The 16,632-nt window shown below is 49.6% G+C and carries 8 protein-coding genes; 4 read left to right on the top strand and 4 right to left on the bottom strand.

Annotated features, from left to right (window positions below; genetic code table 11):
* Positions 1–11: 11 nt before the first annotated feature.
* Positions 12–3,878, bottom strand: a complete 3,867-nt coding sequence (gene cobN / locus AC0QH1_RS23220; RefSeq protein WP_324633751.1) for a cobaltochelatase subunit CobN — start codon at positions 3,876–3,878, stop codon at positions 12–14.
* Between the two features lie 528 nt (positions 3,879–4,406).
* Between cobN and AC0QH1_RS23225 the strand changes: the two genes are divergently transcribed.
* Together AC0QH1_RS23225 and AC0QH1_RS23230 are read left to right on the top strand one after the other, a co-directional pair.
* A complete protein-coding gene (locus tag AC0QH1_RS23225) occupies positions 4,407–6,725 on the top strand; it encodes a hybrid sensor histidine kinase/response regulator (RefSeq protein WP_324633752.1) in 2,319 nt (772 codons plus the stop codon).
* 145 nt (positions 6,726–6,870) lie between these two features.
* Positions 6,871–7,593 carry an N-acetylmannosamine-6-phosphate 2-epimerase gene (locus tag AC0QH1_RS23230; protein ID WP_324633753.1) on the top strand — a complete coding sequence of 241 codons (723 nt, stop codon included), beginning with the start codon at positions 6,871–6,873 and terminating at the stop codon, positions 7,591–7,593.
* Between the two features lie 157 nt (positions 7,594–7,750).
* Here AC0QH1_RS23230 and AC0QH1_RS23235 read toward each other — a convergent pair whose 3' ends face one another.
* Positions 7,751–8,650: a hypothetical protein gene (locus tag AC0QH1_RS23235; RefSeq protein ID WP_324633754.1), complete on the bottom strand. Its 900-nt coding sequence runs from the start codon at positions 8,648–8,650 to the stop codon at positions 7,751–7,753.
* Positions 8,651–8,873: 223 nt separating this feature from the next.
* On the opposite strand from AC0QH1_RS23235, the gene AC0QH1_RS23240 reads away from it, so the two are divergent.
* Entirely contained in the window at positions 8,874–9,785 is a 912-nt protein-coding gene (locus tag AC0QH1_RS23240) for a metallophosphoesterase family protein (protein ID WP_324633755.1), read from the top strand.
* 179 nt (positions 9,786–9,964) lie between these two features.
* On the opposite strand, the gene AC0QH1_RS23245 is transcribed toward AC0QH1_RS23240, so the two are convergent.
* Positions 9,965–10,804 carry a DNA adenine methylase gene (locus tag AC0QH1_RS23245; protein WP_324633756.1) on the bottom strand — a complete coding sequence of 280 codons (840 nt, stop codon included), beginning with the start codon at positions 10,802–10,804 and terminating at the stop codon, positions 9,965–9,967.
* 55 nt (positions 10,805–10,859) lie between these two features.
* Between AC0QH1_RS23245 and AC0QH1_RS23250 the strand changes: the two genes are divergently transcribed.
* On the top strand, positions 10,860–11,561 hold the full coding sequence (locus tag AC0QH1_RS23250) for a superoxide dismutase (protein ID WP_324633757.1): 702 nt from the start codon (positions 10,860–10,862) through the stop codon (positions 11,559–11,561).
* A 241-nt stretch (positions 11,562–11,802) separates the two neighbouring features.
* On the opposite strand, the gene AC0QH1_RS23255 is transcribed toward AC0QH1_RS23250, so the two are convergent.
* Positions 11,803–15,879, bottom strand: a complete 4,077-nt coding sequence (locus AC0QH1_RS23255) for a response regulator (RefSeq protein WP_324633758.1) — start codon at positions 15,877–15,879, stop codon at positions 11,803–11,805.
* Positions 15,880–16,632 lie beyond the last annotated feature (753 nt).

The raw sequence follows: 16,632 nt of genomic DNA on the forward strand, positions 1-16,632 counted from the left end.
GCTATTTTAACTTAAACCGGGTTAGTAGTAGATTCGATCGCCCCTTCTGCATGAAGCGCGATCGCCCGCAATTCTTCCAACATTGCGCCATCACTCCCTTGCCACAATCCCCGCTGATTTGCCTCTAACAATCGTTCCGCCATATCCCGCAACGCCCAAGGATTCTTTTCCTGAATAAACTCCCGCACCGAATCATCCAACACATATGCCTTTGCTACCCCTTCATACATAAAATCTTCCACACAGCGTGCCGTAGCATCGTAAGCAAACAAATAATCCAAAGTTGCCGCCATTTCAAACGCACCTTTGTACCCATGTCGCATCGCCCCAGCAATCCATTTTGGATTCACCACGCGCGAACGATAAACCCGAGCAATTTCCGCTTGCAACTGGCGAATTTTCGGGTTTTCCGGCAGGGAATTGTCCCCGAAATAGGTAGTAGGATTTTCCCCTTTCACCGCACGTACAGCCGCCGTTAAACCGCCTTGAAACTGATAGTAATCGTCCGAATCGAGCAAATCGTGTTCTCGGTTATCTTGGTTGTGCAACACCACTTGCATTTCCCGCAACCGCTGAGTAAAGGCTTCCGGGGCGGAATGTCCCTCACCATAGCCGGTGTAAGCATAACAACTCCAGTTAATATAAGCGCGGGCGAGGTCCGCATCGTCGGTCCAGTTTTGCGCGTCAATCAACCCTTGCAAACCGGCACCATAGGCCCCGGGTTTCGAACCAAACACGCGATAGCGCGATCGCACTTCCGCTTGTTGTTCGCTGTATCCTTGCGCTTGCCACTGTTGCTTTTCCGCCATTGCCCGCGCCGCCAAGGGGTTGTCTTCTGCCGGTTCGTCCAAACTGGCAACCGCCGCCACCGCGCGATCGAACAAATCGATCGCATTGCCAAACGCATCGCGGAAAAATCCCGAAATTCTTAACGTCACATCCACCCGAGGACGACCTAAAATTCGCACCGGCAAAATGTCAAAATCCACCACTCGGCGCGAGGGACCATCCCACACCGGTTGTACCCCCAACAATGCCAATGCTTCGGCAATATCATCTCCCCCGGTTCGCATGGTTGAAGTTCCCCAAACCGACAATCCCAAACTCTTCGGATACTCCCCATTTTCCTGCGCGTAACGCTCGATTAATTCCGCCGCCGCTTTTCGTCCCACATCCCAAGCGGTTTCGGTGGGAATTGCGCGAATATCCACGGAATAAAAATTCCGTCCCGTGGGCAACACTTCCGGGCGTCCCCGCGTCGGCGCACCGGATGGCCCACTGGGCAAATATCGGCCATCTAATCCGCGCAAAAATTGAATGACTTCTTGCTTCGTTTCTTGCAGTGCAGGCAGCAGAGCGTGGCGAATCCAGTGCAGTTCTTTCTGAGTTTCTTCTCCCACAATTTGCGGATTTTCCGCCAATTGTACCCCTAAGTTATTGTGGTTTGATTCAGTTTGACTGGCAATGATTTCCTCTACCAATTCAGCGGCAATTCGTTCTAATTCGGCAATTAAGTCGCCGAGAATTAATCCCGGTTTGGCGGATAAAGATGGGGGGATTTCGAGAGAATCATCTGGGGATAACACGCGAGAGGGGTCGGCGGTGAGCGGGTCGAAATCCCATTCCCAATCGAGGGCGATCGCGCGGGTCAATCCCACCCGATCGCGTCCGGAATGACGGGCGATCGCCACCATCAAATCCCGCAACTGTCGTCCCTGGGGACATTGCCCCAAAATATGCAATCCATCGCGAATTTGCGCTTCTTTTAATTCGCACAGATAGCCATCAATATTGGCGATAAAGTCGCTAAATTCTGGCGATTTGCTGGGGGAAACGTGAGGGTCGCTTGCCCCGGGGGTAGAAGAATTGAGCCAAGACAAATCGCGATCGAGATGTTCTTCGCGTATTAATTGTGCGATGCGATCGCGAATAGTAGGTAAGCGCGCGGGGTCTAAACTTTGGGCGTCGTAATACTCGTCGATCCAAGCTTCGAGTTTTTGCATTGGACCGTAGAGTTCGGCGCGGGTCATTGGCGGCGTGAGATGGTCTAAAATCACCGCCTGCGATCGCCGTTTCGCCTGGGATCCTTCTCCGGGATCGTTGACAATAAACGGATAGAAATGAGGCATTGCGCCCAATGCTGCCTCCGGATAGCACGCTTGTGACAGCGCCACACTTTTTCCGGGCAACCATTCTAAATTGCCATGCTTGCCCACATGTGCGATCGCTTGGGCGGCAAATCGTTCCCGAATCCAATAATAAAACGCCAAATACTCGTGAGTCGGTTCTAAATCCGGCGCATGATAGTTCAAACTCGGATCCGCATCGTATCCCCGAGTCGGTTGGATACCCACAAACACATTTCCCAGTTGAATGCCCGGAATCGCAAAAGACGCGCCGACTTGCGGCGGTTCCCCCCAGCGATCGGCAATTCCCTGGCGCAAGGATGGCGGCAAGTGCTGGAAATACTGCCGATACGCTGCTGCAGATACCTGTTGCCACGCTTGTCGCAATTCTCGACTTTCCGGATCGTTAGTCACGCCCGCTGTCAGGCGCTGGATTAACTCATCCCCGGTTTCCGGGATATCCGTCACGGAATAGCCGGCATCTGCCAGGGCTGTGAGCAATTGCACGCAACTTTGAGGAGTATCGAGACCCACGCCATTCGCCAACCGTCCGTTGCGCGTGGGATAATTGGCCAAAATCAAGGCAATTTTACGATCGCTCACCGGGGTTTGGCGCAATGTTATCCAATTCGCCGCCAAATCCGCCACGAAATCCACGCGATCGCTCTGGGGTTCGTACACCACCACCGGGGTTTCCAGCTTGTCACTTTCCCCTTGCACCGCCTTAAAGGAAATCGCCCGGGTAATAATCCGTCCATCCACCTCCGGAAGTGCTACATTCATCGCCATATCGCGCGGCGAGAGGCCCTGAAATCCTTTTTCCCATTGTTCCGCCGTACCACCACTGAGAATCGCCTGCAACACCGGCACATCCAGAGTTTGCCATAAATCCGGAGAGGACGGTGGGGGTTGTCGGTGCGATCGCAGGGTCTCGCCCACTTGACAAATTGCAAATCCTGTGGTATTGAGAAGTAACTGCACCGCCTCCCCCTCGGCAGGTTGCAGATAGGACAACACCTCCGCTTGCACCTCCAGATCCCGCAAAGACGACACGAACAAGGGCACCGCCTGCAATTTTCGGTGGGCTAACCCGCGACACAGAGCATCGATCGCCGCAGTATTCCCCGCCAGATAATGAGCGCGATAGAACAAAATACCGACTTTGGCGAGGGGAACCTCTCCCGGGGGCATTTTCCCCGCCTGTGTGGCATAAACCCCCACCCGAGGCACGATTTTCGGGGCGGGGGGCTGATAATCACCCCGCAAGCAAACATCGGCGAGAAATTGCAGGGCATGGGTAACATTTTCCACGCCGCCTTCGGTGAAGTAGCGCCACAATTGATTGGCGGCAGACAGAGAAACGGTAGAATGGTCCATTAAATCCGGATCCGGGCGATCGTCTCCCGGCAGCACGATCGCCTGGGCACCACTGTTTTCCACGGTTTCGCGCACCACTTCCAACCCATAGGACCAGTAGGCTCTTCCCCCCAACAGGCGCAAGAGAATCACCCGCGCTTTGCTCAGCACTGTTTCTGCATAGCTATCGATACTAAGCTGCTGTTGCAGTTGCAGTAGATTCACCACCCGCAGGGAGGGGAAGTCTGGGGGCAGCTTTTCTACAGCAGATGCCAGCACTTGAATATCCGTATCCGCCGCCGTCAACACGACGATTTCGGCGGGGGTTTGGGTTACGATAATGACCCCTTCTTCTTGTGGATTCCAACCTCCTGGTGTGGCGGCTAAACGATGCATCTTGATTTCCTCCTGTAGTGTATTCGCACCGCAATCGATGCGAAGGGTTGTGGTTGCGGCACTTCTGCGCCGCGCTTTGCCACCCTCGCGGGGCGGATTCCTCGGAATCCAGATTGACCCAAAGGCGATCGCGCGGATGCTGAGGCGCACTCATTCCCCTCGTTTGAGGCTTGACCTCTATCTAGAGGTAGATTTACGCCAAAATTCATCTTAGATCGACTTTCGGTTTCGAGGCAGGGTTGGGACAAGGGGGCGGCTTTTTTCGTGCGATGTCTAAAGAAAAGCTAAAGAGTAGGCTAAAACAAGCCAAGAAAATCAAAAATAGCAATACTATAGCTAATAAGGAATTAATTCATATATGGCTGAGACTTTTCAATCGATATGAGACTTACTGTAGTTCTGTCCAGGTTAACCGCTCGAATCTATAGCCAAATCCCTGCACTGATTTGAAAATGAGATCGTCCCTTGGTTGAGGTGACAGAACACATCTCGCCCTAGCGTCCAGCTTGTGCCAACCGACTCCAAACTATGCCTACGTTTGAAATCCAACGTCGAATTTTACCTTATCCTACCTTTGAGCGGCTGCGCGAGCTGTTGCAGCAACACCACAACGACCCAGAATCGGTGACGATCGCCGCAGAAAATCTCTCCGCCGATGCCATTGACCTCGATCGCGATTGGACATGCTTTAGCGCAATCGTCTCGCCTGGGTTTAGCGTTTTGCTGTTGGGGTCGCCGATTGAGGACACTCGGGAGAATCCCCCGTTGGCGGAGTCGGGAAGCTTGTATGAAGTGGGTTTAACCTTCGATAGCGAGGCGATCGCAGCATTTTTATCTCAATTGCGCCAATGTCGGGATCTGACCCTGGATCCGGCGCGGCTCGATCGCGCCTGCGCTTCCCTGCACCCCAACGATCCGCAACGCCAAAGCGAATTTACCCTCTCATTACTGGATATCCTCAGCGATCGCTGTCCGCAAGTGGAGGCTGTTTCCCCATCGGAAGGCGGGATTTCCATGTGTCAACCGATGGAAGACGCACTGCGCCAACAAATCGAACAAGAGCGCTTGCTCAATCAAGTCACCGCTCAGATTCGCCAAAGTTTGGAATTGCCGACAATTTTATATACCGCCGTGGAGCAGGTGCGGCAGTTTTTGCAGGTCGATCGGTTGGTGATTTATCAATTTGAATGGGAGGGCCTCGAAGGGGAATGGAGTGTCTCGGATCTGGAGGACTCTTCTGAGGACGATCTCCCGCTTGCAGAGCCGGAACTCCCCAAGGATCTAGTGACTTATGAAAGCCGCGCAAATGATGAGATTCCTTCGGTGCTTCATTTACCCGAAGGCGAAGGGTGCTTTATCGATACGCCGCAGTTAAAAGGGCAATATTCCCAAGGGTTTATTCAGGCGATCGAAGATGTGGAAGTTGCCTATGGGGAGGATGAATCGTTACTCCAATTACTGCGATCGCATCAAATCCGCGCTAAATTAGTCGTTCCCATTGTGGTGCAAAAAAAACTCTGGGGATTGCTCATCGCTCACCACTGTTTTTCCCCGCGTCAGTGGCTCCCGAGCGAACAGAATTTTCTCCGCCATATTGCCGAACATTTATCCCTGGCCATTCATCAAGCCGAACTCTACGCTGAAGTGAATCGCCAAAAACAAACCCTGGAAGAACGAGTTATCGATCGCACTCAAGCCCTGCACGATGCCTTATTGGCGGCTGAATCGGCGAATCGCGCCAAAAGTGAATTTTTGGCCACCATGAGTCACGAATTGCGGACGCCGCTAACCTGCGTTATTGGCATGTCCTCCACCTTGTTACGCTGGTCTTTCGGTCAGATGAGCAAAAAACAACAGGATTACATTAAAACCATTCACGATAGTGGAGAACATCTGCTCGAATTGATTAACGATATCCTCGATTTATCTCAACTCGAATCGGGCAAGGCAATTTTAAACATTACTGAATTTTCCCTGACTCAGTTAGCGCAATACACCCTACAAACTCTCGCCCCCAAAGCGGCGGCGGCTGGGTTAAAGTTGGAAATGACGCTCTCTCTCGATCGGGAAGGCGATCGCTGGACCGCCGACCAACAGCGCGTCAAACAAATTCTCTTAAATCTGTTGAGTAATTCTATCAAATTTACCCCCAAAGGCGGTACCGTTACCCTCCGGGTATTGATTGAAGGTAAACATGCTATTTTTCAAGTGGAAGATACCGGGGTGGGCATTCCTGAAGACCAAATCCCCCTGTTGTTTCAAAAATTCCAACAATTGGATACCTCCTATCATCGTCAATATGGAGGAACCGGTCTGGGATTGGCATTAACCAAACAATTGGTAGAACTCCACGGCGGCTGGATCGGCGTCCAATCTAAGGTGGGCAAAGGGTCGGTTTTTACCGTCCGCTTACCCGCTCAACCCATCTCTTCTCCGGGTCGAGAAAGCAATTTGGATCGCCACAATAGTCAGGTGGTTCCCGGGCGCATTATGTTGATTGAAGACCACGAAGAAAGCGCTATTTTAATTTGCGATATCCTCACCACTGCGGGGTATCAAGTGGTCTGGACGATCGAAGGCGTCACCGCGATTCAACAAATTGAAGTGCTGCAACCCAGCGCGGTGATTGTGGATCTTCAATTGCCCGGACGGGATGCTTGCGAAATTGTTGAATACCTCCGGAATTCCACCGCTACCCGACATCTGAAAATTTTAGTCTTATCTCCTCAATCATTGTCGCAAGAAAAAAACCGCGCTTTAGAATTAGGTGCGGAGGATTATTTACCCAAACCCATTCAACCCGAAAAGTTATTGCGAAAAGTCAATTCATTATTTCAACCCGATTAGTAAAGACGCGATAATCCTGGTGTCTACTTTTTTCCCATCAATGCGATCGCATAATTTGCAGGCTTGCTTAACTGCCAAAAAATCAGCAACCAACAGCAATTTTTTTCTCAATTCTGAACTTTAGCGGATTAACTCACAACTATCAATGAACAATACACCACCGGAAAAGTTAGGTCGTTCTATAACACGAGACGCCTTGCGCGGCGGCCCGATCGTCTCTTGTCAGGCACCTCCGGATTCGCCATTACACGACCCCCAAATTATCGCGGCGATCGCGCAAGCTGCACTCAATCAAGGTGCACTCGCCCTGCGCCTGGATACCCCCGCCCACGTACAAGCAGTGCGCCAACGCATCGATGCCACTATCCCGATTATCGGCTTGTGGAAACAGTCGATTCCCGATTGCGAAGTGTACATTACTCCGCAATTCCATCATGCGGCGGCGATCGCCCAAGCCGGTGCGGATATTATCGCCATTGATGCGACCCTGCGAGAACGCCCCAACGGCGAAACCTTGGGCAATTTAATCGCCCAAATTCACCACAATCTGGGAAAACTCGTCATGGCAGATGTGGATACCCTCGAAGCGGCGATCTCCTCGGCGAATTTGGGCGCGGATATCCTCGGAACCACCCTCTACGGCTACACCCGCGCCACCCAACATTTATCACCCCCGGGCTTTGATTTGCTCGCCCAAATGACTCAACAACTCCCACCCGATTCTTTCATTATTTGTGAAGGCGGTATTGCTTCCCCAGATATGGCAGCAAAAGCCCTCGCGATCGGTGCAGATGCAGTGGTCATCGGCACCGATATCACTGGCATCGATGCCAAAGTAAAAGCCTATCATCGCGCTATGAATCCGTAGGATTATTTAATCCCATCCCCGCTCGATTGCTCTGAAAAATCCCCGGGTTCAGGGTAGGTCTAAATGCAACAAAGCCCGCTGACGCGGGCTAATGAGACTCGTTCCCAGTTCATGCTGGGCAACCCTCTCGGAGGCTCTACCTTTTCACCGACTTTTTTTATCGTTTTAAAATAATCATCTGCGACCCAACCACGGCAGTACGTGCCACTAAATCCCCTTGCAAATCGGTAATTTCAACTTCAGAAAAGTCCAAATCTCTGGCGCGCTGCAAGATTTCTGAGGCTAATTTATCTTGACGAGAAAAGCTTAATTCATACCACTGGGGACTAATTTTTACCTGCAACAAACTGGCGGCAAAATTAGCTTTAAGAGACTGAATCAGGCCATCTGCATATTCGCTCGTCACCTCCGCCACTCGCTCTTGAATTGCTGCAATTAAGGTTTGCTCCGGGGTGAGCGGAAGCTGTGGCGCAACGGTTTCCGTCGGTTGCGGTTCTTCTACCACCGGGGGAGATTTTTCCGGTTCGGTGAGTTCCGGTTCGGGGATTTCTTCGGTAGGTTGTTCCAGTTCCACCGGTGGAATTTCTCGGATTTCCGGCGCTTCTACCGGGGGCGCTTCTACCGTCGGCGCTTCTACCGGGGGAGTGGGTTGTTCTGAGGGAAGCTGGGCAATTTCTGGCGGTTTTGGTGACAGCAAGCTGCTGCTGGTCCAGATAACGATCGCCACAATCGAGGCGATCGCAGTGGCTAATCCCCAATCGGGCAATCTTTGATTCAGGGATTCTGGCAAAATCCCTCGCACCGGTGCCAATACCGATGCCAATACCCCTTCCCCGGGTTCCGATGTCGGTTCGGACTCCAGTTTTTTCACCGCCCTTTCTAACAGGTTAATCGTGGAGCGCAAAATATTAATAATTGCTTGTTTAAACGGGGAGGGTTTGGGCGGAGGCGCTGGCGAACCCTCACCCGGGGCGGATTCACTCGCTTCGGGGGTAGGGGTTTCGGAAGGGGAAGTTTCGGATTCGGATGGATTTTGCCGTTCTCGATCTTCTGACATCGAATTCTCCATAAATGGGAGCGACAGATTACGGGAATGATAAAGAGGCTGCCTCTCTAGGCTTAATTTATCATGGGCGCGCATGGGGAGAAACGCGATCGCAAATTTCCTCTAGGTCTGGGCGCGAAAACCAGCGGCAACCAAGCGGCGCTATGCTAAAATAGCCAATGATGGCCGCCACAGAAGTGCCTTCCAAGGCTCGTAAATCTATTGTTATCCATCAATGAAATTCAATCGGCGTAATTTTATATTCGCAGGACTCGGGGCTGTAGGATTTGCAGTGGTGGGCAAAACCCTGCAAGCACTCAGCAATGAAACCGCATATCCCAACTCCAACTGGGAGTCGATCGCACTCCCCGCACAACCGCCTCGCTTGCGCTTTGTCTGCTTGGGGGATACGGGTACGGGTAAACAAGGGCAATATGCGATCGCCCGCGCGATGAAAGATTACCACCAGCAACATCCCTTCGATTTCGCAATTTTAACCGGGGATAATATCTACAACAATGGCGAAATCGAAAAAGTTACCCGGGTTTTCGAGCGACCTTATCAACCTTTATTGGAGTTGGGGGTGCAATTTTATGCTTGTCTGGGCAATCACGATATCCGCACGGATAATGGCAACGCGCAACTGAATTATCCCGGTTTCAATATGACAGGGCGATACTATACCTTCCGCCGCGATTCGGTGCAGTTTTTTGCCTTGGATACCAATAAAAATGCAGATTGGGACAATCAATTACCTTGGTTGGAAAATCAATTGCGATCGAGCGATGCTCCTTGGAAAATCCTCTTCGGACATCATCCGCCGTACACTTCTGGATTGCATTGGAGCGATCGCCGCTTGCGTCGTCGCCTACAACCGCTCTTAAAAACTTATGGCGTTCCCCTCTATTTGAACGGTCACAATCACAATTACGAACGCACCCATCCCATTGACGGAACCACCTATTTAACCTGTGGATCGGGTGCCAAAACTCGCCGCGTGGGACGCTCGTCTTGGACCGCCCGCGCCTTCGATTGGCTCAGTTTTGTCGCGATCGCGGTTTATTCCGACCAAATCATCCTCCGCGCCATTGATGAATACAATCATATCATCGACCAAGCGGTTATTCCCTTGCCCGAGCAAATTTAGTCCCCTAAAAGTCGCCTCTGGGCAAATATGATATGTACTCGGGCAAAAATAATTGCAGATGCTAGGGTGAGCCTCGCCACTGGAGAAAGGTGCCGACTCGTTACCAGCTCATGCTAATAACGCTCCCCTAATGCAACGCCTTCCCCCAATTCCGGGGAAGGTTCCGCCTCTTTTCCGCCTCAATAAGAAGTGACCACTACTTCGGAGATTTTTCCCCGTTTCTTTCCCTTGGAATTAATCGATCGCGTGGCATAAACCGTATGAATGTGAAAGTCTTTGTACAGGTTTCGGATAAACTCGCAATCGGAATTGGAAAGCATCACCCGCACGTTGCGATCGCTCAACTCAGCAAAGGTATCGCGCAGTTTTTTTTGGCTTTCTTCATTAAAAGAATAGCGACTGTATGCCGTAAAATTACTGGTGGGATTGAGCGGATAATAGGGCGGATCGAAATACACAAAATCATCGGCGGTTTTCGCTTGTTCTAAAACCGCGTCGAAAGGCTGTAGGTTAATTTCAGCTTTGGTCAGCGCCTCAGAGACCGATCGCAGTAAATCCGCATTGCAGATTTTCGGGTTTTTATATCGTCCCATCGGCACGTTAAACTCGCCTTTAGAATTCTCCCGATACAATCCGTTAAAACAGGTTTTGTTCAAATAAATCAGGCGTGCAGCTCTGTGTTTTTTCCGGCGAAACAGTTTTCCTCGCACTTGATAGTAATGGATTTTTCCATGTTTTAATTGATGCTTGTCGAGCAAGTCAATCAAAGTTTCTACATCATCTCTGACGCAGCAATAAACGTTGATTAATTCCGGATTTATATCGGATAAAAATGCATTGAAACCAGTAAATTGTTGATGCAAATAAAAAAACACAGCGCCGCCACCCAAGAATGGCTCGTAATAATTTTTAAACCCCTTGGGGAATAAGGGTTTATATTGCTCGATGAGCTGACTTTTGCCCCCCGCCCACTTGAGAAAAGGACGAGGCGTGACAGGGGTTTGGGTGCGCTGGGTCATTTATCCTACAATAAGAGAACAGTTAAATTGTCGTTATCAATCGTCGAGTTTTATTATGAACGTCAACCGTCGAAATCTACTGCTAATGCTGGGTGCGAGTGCAGTAGCGATGGGGGTTGCGCCCGGATGCGCGATCGCCCAAGATGAATCCGGTAAGTACACTTTACCGCCTTTACCTTACGATTACAATGCCCTGGAACCTCATATCAATGAAGCAACCTTGCGCCTGCACCACGATCGGCATCACGCCGGGTATGTCAAAGGGTTAAATACTGCCTTAGAAGAACTGTCCCAAGCGCGTCAGGGGGGAGATTTTTCCAACATTCAACATCTAGAACGGCGCGTGGCATTTCACGGCGCGGGGCATGTCAATCATACCCTGTATTGGAATAACATGAGTCCCAATGGTGGCGGCGAACCCACCGGGCAGTTAGGCGATCGAATCAATCGAGATTTTGGCAGTTTTAACACCTTTAAACAACAATTTACCCAAGCTGCCAGTAGTGTAGAAGGTTCCGGTTGGGGTTTGCTCGCCTGGGAACCCATGCAAGGTCGGTTGATTACCCAAGGATTGATGAATCATCAAAATAGCATGATGACTGGCATCGTTCCCTTGCTCATTACTGATGTTTGGGAACATGCTTATTATCTGCAATACAACAACCGACGCGGTGACTATCTCGATGCATGGTGGAATGTGGTGAATTGGCAAGATGTCGGCGCACGGTTTGATGCCATCCAATCAATGGTAGCATAAATGAGGAGGATTTGCCCGCCCTCCTGCGACCCAGGAGGGTTAAATTTAGGGAATGAATGGGGATAATTGAAATTAATTTAAAAGTGGCATTGGACTAATTAAATACCGAAAAATATTGTTTCAAACCGGCTTTTTTTTAATAAAAATTCCCAGTGACCTGGATATTTCTCTTAAATTATCGTCCGACTCTTGTTTAGGGTGTTTCTGCATCGTTCAGTTTGGCTAAACGAAATTAGATTACTCATAAAGCTTTGCCTTCGATGAGATACAAAATTTTATGAAACTCGAAATTTTCAGCTAAATTGGCGATAGTCGTTGCCAGAGGAGCTTGTTGTGCGGGCAATTCTTCTAGACATTCCAAAACCAGCTCGTCACTGCACTGACAGACTGCTTGCTGGAGTTTTTCGATCCACTCTGGCGGTTGGGCGGATAACTGGGCGATCGCCTCAGCAGAACTCAGGGTTTGCGGTCCGTTGGATGTCGCTTCTGTTCCGGGAGTATCTGCCTCTCGTTCGTATTCCACCCCGAGATATTTGCCGATGGTTTCCAGCAACTCTGGCACTTGAAATGGCTTGCCAATAAAATCATCGCATCCGGCGTTTAAAATCTTGTCTCGCCTTTCAATGAAAGCACTAGCAGTCAGGGCAACAATGATGGTTTTGGGCATCGCCGAGTCAGGAGACAACTGTCGTTCCCGTCTCCTAATTTGTCGCGTCGCTTCATAGCCATCCATCACCGGCATTCGCATATCCATTAAAATCAAATGCGGTAGCCACTCTTGCCACTTTTGTACCGCCTCTTTGCCATTTTCAGCCTCGCAGACAGCAAAACCAATTCCGGTGAAAATTTGACGCAATAACAGGCGACTTTCGGAATTATCGTCAACCACCAAAATGCGATACTCAGGTTGATTGGTGGCTAATCCGCGAATGGAAGAAGATGGCTTCTTCTCCCTCGGATTTTTCTCCCCTTCTCCTAACTGGAATTGAATGTCAAAAGCAAATATGCTGCCTTGACCCAGGGTACTGGTGACTTGAATTTCTCCCCCCATTAACTGCACGTATTTTTGGCTGATAGGCAAGCCTAAACCAGTTCCCTCCTGAGATTTTCGTCCGGTTTCGGTTTGTCCGAAAGCTTCAAATAAAAGCTTTAACTCTTCTGGGGAAATCCCCGGGCCGGTGTCTTCGATTTCAAAATGAATGCTAATCGTTCGCTCTTCGGAACCCGCCGCAGGGGGAGTTTGCTTGTCCGAATTAACCCACACCCGTAGCGTCACCCGACCCGCTGCAGTAAATTTAATCGCATTGCCCAACAAATTGAGCAAAACCTGACGTAACTTACCTTCATCGGTTTTGATATACTGCACAAGACCTTCCCCATAGTCAAAAATGAGTTCCAACCCTTTGGATGCCGCTTTTAATTGCAGCATTTTTTCTAAACTGTCTAGCAGTTGCAAAAGGTCGAATTCGCTCTGGTTAAAGGTCATGCGACCGGCTTCAATTTTTGATAAGTCTAAGACATCATTGATTAACGCCAGGAGATGTTCCCCCGCCCGATTGATAATTGTCAGGTTTTTATGATGTTCCACAGACACCGACTGACTGGTATTCATAATTTGAGCGAAGCCGAGAATTGCATTTAGCGGCGTCCGCAATTCGTGGCTCATATTGGCGAGGAATTCACTTTTGGCGCGGTTGGCGGAGTCGGCAGATTGCACCGCTTTTTGCAGGGCGTGCGATTGCTTTTTCGTTTGTTCCAGTAGTTTGGCTTGCTGGAGAGCAATGCTCAGTTGATTGCCAATTTGCATCACCATTGAAATTTCGGCGGGTTTCCATTCCCTTGCACTTTTATTTTGGTAACTCGCAAGCAGTCCCCAGAGGCGATCGCCCCGAAAAATCGGGACAATAATGTAAGCTTTTGCCTGCATCATCTCGAGCATTTCTATATAGCAATCGGCGAACTCTTCGCGATAAATATCGGCCACAGCTAGGTAATTTACTCCCCGGTTGTAAACGCCACCTTTGGTTTCTTGCAGGTAGGTATCTCGCAGATAAGCGTTAGCTGGGGTTAAGCTTTTTACCGGGCATTGTTGCGGTGCGATTATGGTGTTTGACAGAGGCGCGCCATACAAAAGCGGCTTCCATTCCTCACCCACAGATTCGGCCACAAATTCGCCACTCCAGTCGGAATTGAACTGATAAATTAAGACGCGATCGCAGTTTATCACCTGTCGCAATTCAGAAGTCGTCGCCGCAAAAATCTCGTCAATATCCAAGCTTTTACGCATTTTCTGAATCACCGCAGACAAGGCTTTCTCTCGTTGGGCACTTTCGCGCAGGGCGTCTTCGGCTTGCTTGCGCGCCGTAATATCCGTTAAAGTCCCGATCGCCCGGTAGGGTTCACCCGCGCGATCCTCCAGGTATTTCCCTTTCACTTCCACCCACAACCAATGCCCCTGTTTGTGTTTCAGGCGATGGATATGTTGGAAAGTCGAACTTCTACTGTGCCTGTGTTCTTCAAGCACGGCGAGGGTCACTAACCAATCGTCGGGGTGGATGCGCTCGGACCAGGTGCTAAAATTCGCGGGCAATTCCCCTTCTTCATATCCCAAAATCTGCACCAAAACCGGAGAATAATACACCCGATTTGTTTTTAAATCCCAATCCCAAATCCCGTCATTCGTGCCGGAAACCGCCAGGTTAAATCGTTCTTCACTGTCTCTCAGGGCTGTCTCCGCAGCTTTGCGAACGCTAATATCGATTAAATACCCCACCCACTCCAAAGGATTTCCCCTTTCATCCCGCAGCAATTTAAGCTCGCTGTACACCCAGCAGTAATATCCCTTTTTATGCTGCAAGCGATACTCATAACCCATCATATCCTCGGTTATTCCTTCCCCATTCAGGTGAGTTTTCTCCAGGTCTTTTGGATAAATCTTCCCCTTCCAAAAGCTCGGGTTTTCCAGGAATTCTCTAGCCTCGTAACCGAGCACTTCTTTCACGTTTTCGCTCATAAAGGTTACGGGACAATTCTCCGACGGCTTGCAGCTAAAAATCACCGCCGGACTCGCCGCCAACAAATATTGCAAGCGCTCTTTTGCTAAGCGCAATTCTAATTCGGCTCGCTTGCGATCGGTAATTTCTAATAGCACTGAACCCACACTAGATGGAGCCTCGTTTCCCTGGAAAATGGGAAAATACGACACCACCCAATACCGCATTACCCCTGGTTGACTATGCACTTCCCCACTAATTTCGTGGTTAATAAGCGGTTTTCCCGTTCTCAATACTTGATGGTACAATGGTTCCACCACAGGCGCGATTTCCGGGACAACCTCGCGGATACTTTTTCCGATATGCTCCGGTGCCGGCAATCCATTTATTTCTGCCAAAATATCGTTAATTTGGATGAATCGCAGTTCCCGGTCTACAATATTCATCCCCACAGCCGCGCTATTAAAAAATCCGTTTAATCGCGCTTCTCGCACGGCAATTTCTTGTTCTAATACTTTGCGATCGCTGATGTCGCGCGCCACCCATGCGATGGTGTTCTTTGAAGTCGGCGCAATACTCGCTGAAAACCACACTCGCCGTTCTCCCAGCATGAGGCTATACTCGCAATTTCCCACTTCCTGCGTCTCTAAGGCTTCGCGAATCTTTTCCCGAAATTTCTCCCCGGAAGACCCAAAAAACTGTTCTACAGTTTTTCCGATAATATCCGTGTCATTGCCGTATAATTGCTCTGGATTCGTTGGGGCAATTTTTAGGGTATTTCCATCAGCATCCACCATCATCACGATGTCCGCCATTGCTTCAAAAAAGCCGCGAATTTCTGCCTGAGAAGAGAGCAGCTTCTCTTCCATTAATTTTCTCTCTTTAATTTCTTTTTGTAAGCGATCGTTTTGAATGACCAGCTTTCTTTGCAACCAAAATAACTTTAAATTATGCTCGATTCTTACAATAACTTCTTCAATTTGAAAAGGTTTTGTAATATAATCAGAAACTCCCAATGAAAAAGCTCTGACTTTATCAAATGCTTCCGACAAAGCCGTGAGAAAAATAACGGGAATATCCCGCGTGTTTTCATCGCCTTTTAGCTCTGCACAAACTTGAAACCCATCTTTATCTGGCATCATAATATCGAGTAAAATCAAGTCGGGCGCTTCTGCCTGCACTGCAGCTAAAGCCATGTTACCGTTCGGAATTGGGCGAACTTCATATCCCTGGCGAGTCAATGCTTCGGTCAACAACCGCAAATTATGGGAATCGTCATCCACGACTAAAATATTTGCCGATGTCTCTTCGCTAACTCGATTCATTGTTTGTCCTCAATCCAATGTAAAACCTAATGTAGGAACACAGGGTTGCCCGATCGCGCTTCCTTGATTTAACCATGCCCAGAATACTTTTGCTGATTCAAAAAGCTCATTAGGGTAAGGTATAGAAAATCTGCTTGTCAAAAGTCTGTTTTAACGTAGCCTGCCTAGGGCAACGAAGGGCTATTGCCGAATACCTGGCTTGGTTTGAACCAACGCCTGACTCTCCCTTCTGGGATGCCTTTTCAGACCGACCTATCTCCACCTGATTTGGCATAAGACGGTGCATAACCTGCCCAAACAGTCTAGCCTATGGTTACTTATAGCGGATTTCAAATTAATGTGGTAAGCAACTCTCATCTAGCATTCCCGCGAATGCACTGAATCGGTGAGAAATTCTTTACCGCACCACTATGAAAACCACTATAAACCTTTAATACCATACCATACCATGTATTTTAGGAAAATGCAAGACTTTGAAGAGCTTTTAACCCCTCAGTCATCTCTTCTGGGCAGAAGTTGTCATCAAAAGAATAAGTTGGCGTCGGCGGCAGACACGCTTGCTAAGTTGAGATTTCAGCGGCTCAGTTTAGCAAGCAATAGAACCGCAAAGGAGATATGAGGCGTAAATGCGTCATCGGCGCGTCAGCGGTTGTGGATAAGCTAAGGGAAACGCACTCTTTTTAGCTTCTCGGCGGGAAGCCCCGCGCTCTACCCGTGCTTGGTGAGCGTCGGGATGAGAGCCAGGGGAAATGG

Source organism: Phormidium sp. CCY1219, from assembly GCF_055795085.1.